Source organism: Flavonifractor sp. (genome assembly GCF_019422385.1).
Lineage (GTDB): Bacteria > Bacillota > Clostridia > Oscillospirales > Oscillospiraceae > Flavonifractor > Flavonifractor avistercoris.
Genome location: NZ_JAHZDL010000172.1, coordinates 1 through 1,711, shown reverse-complemented (window position 1 = coordinate 1,711; position 1,711 = coordinate 1). Strand labels below are relative to the sequence as shown.

Below are 1,711 nucleotides of genomic sequence, written 5' to 3'. Positions count from 1 at the left end.
GGCTGGGTGCACCTGCCCAGAGACTACGACAAGGAGGAGTTCGCCCGCATCCAGGCGGCGGCGGAGCGCATCCGCAGCGACTCCCAGGCCCTGGTGGTCATCGGCATCGGCGGCTCCTATCTGGGGGCCCGGGCGGTGGTGGAGCTGCTCCACTCCCCCAACTTCAACCTGACCCACAAGGACGGCCCGGAGATCTACTTTGCCGGCAACGGCCTGTCCTCCGACGCCATGCTGGAGGTCATCGACCTGGTGAAGGACAAGGACTTCTCCGTCAACGTCATCTCCAAGTCGGGCACCACCACCGAGCCCGCCGTGGCCTTCCGCATCTTCAAGGCCCTGCTGGAGGAGAAGTACGGCAGGGAGGGGGCCCGCAAGCGCATCTACGCCACCACCGACGCCCACAAGGGGGCCCTGAAGGGCCTGGCCGACGCCGAGGGCTATGAGGAGTTCGTGGTGCCCGACGCGGTGGGCGGCCGGTACTCCGTGCTCACCGCCGTGGGCCTGCTGCCCATCGCCTGCGCCGGCATTGACATCGCCGCCCTGATGGAGGGCGCGGCCCAGGCCATGGAGGAGCTGGCCAGGCCCGGCGCGGACAACCCCGCCTGGCAGTATGCCGCCGCCCGCCACGCCCTGTACACCGGCGGCAAGAAGGTGGAGATCCTGGCAGCCTACGAGCCCTCCTTCCGCTTCTTCGGTGAGTGGTGGAAGCAGCTCTACGGCGAGAGCGAGGGCAAGGAGAACAAGGGCCTCTTCCCCGCCAGCGTGGAGTTTACCGCCGACCTCCACTCCATGGGCCAGTATATCCAGGAGGGCGAGCGGCTCATGTTCGAGACGGTGGTGCGCTTTGACAAGAGCCGGGGCAGCATCACCATCCCCCACGACCCGGACAACGTGGACGGGCTCAACTTCCTGGCGGGCAAGGAGCTCTCCTTCGTGGCCGAGCAGGCCATGCGGGGCACCCTGCTGGCCCACGTGGACGGCGGCGTGCCCAACCTGGTGGTCACCGTCCCCGGCCGGTGCGAGAAGAGCGTGGGCTGGCTGATCTACTTCTTCGAGTACGCCTGCGGCCTGTCCGGCTACCTGCTGGAGGTCAACCCCTTCAACCAGCCCGGCGTGGAGGCGTACAAGAATAACATGTATGCCCTGCTGGGCAAGCCGGGTTATGAGGATCGGAAAGCCGAGCTGGAGGCCCGTCTGGGCTGAACCGTGCCAAAGGCCCCTCAGCCATGAACTTTTGGTGAACTTCCGCAAATCGGTTGCAATCGGGCCGCAAAAATGGTAACATACAGGTACAAGGCCGGAGGACAGCTCCGGCGGACAATGAAGGAGTGATAACTATGGTGAGAGTGATCATGGGGGTCAAGGGCACCGGCAAGACCAAGCAGATGATCGAGCTCATTAATTCCGCCGTCCACAGCGAGAACGGCAACGTGGTGTGCATCGAGCGGGGCCCCAAGCTGACCTATGACATCCATTATAAGATCCGCCTGGTGGAAGCCAGCCAGTATGATATGAGCAGCTACGACTTCCTGAAGGGCTTTATCAGCGGCCTGTACGCCGGCAACTATGACATTACCCACATCTTCATCGACAGCCTGACCAAGATTGTGGCCTCCGAGGCCACCGACCACGCGGTGGAGGAGTTCCTGGACTGGCTGAACAGCTTCTCCGAGAAGAACAACATCAAGTTCACCGTCACCATCAGCGCCGA

Annotated in this window: 2 protein-coding genes; both read left to right on the top strand. The window is 63.8% G+C overall.

Annotation, left to right across the window (positions count from 1 at the left end):
- Positions 1-1,203: glucose-6-phosphate isomerase (locus QZ378_RS12880; protein ID WP_291258556.1), on the top strand; the 1,203-nt coding region annotated here is incomplete at its 5' end.
- Between the two features lie 134 nt (positions 1,204-1,337).
- A partial coding sequence (locus QZ378_RS12875; RefSeq protein WP_291258555.1) for a hypothetical protein occupies positions 1,338-1,711 on the top strand: 374 nt, incomplete at its 3' end.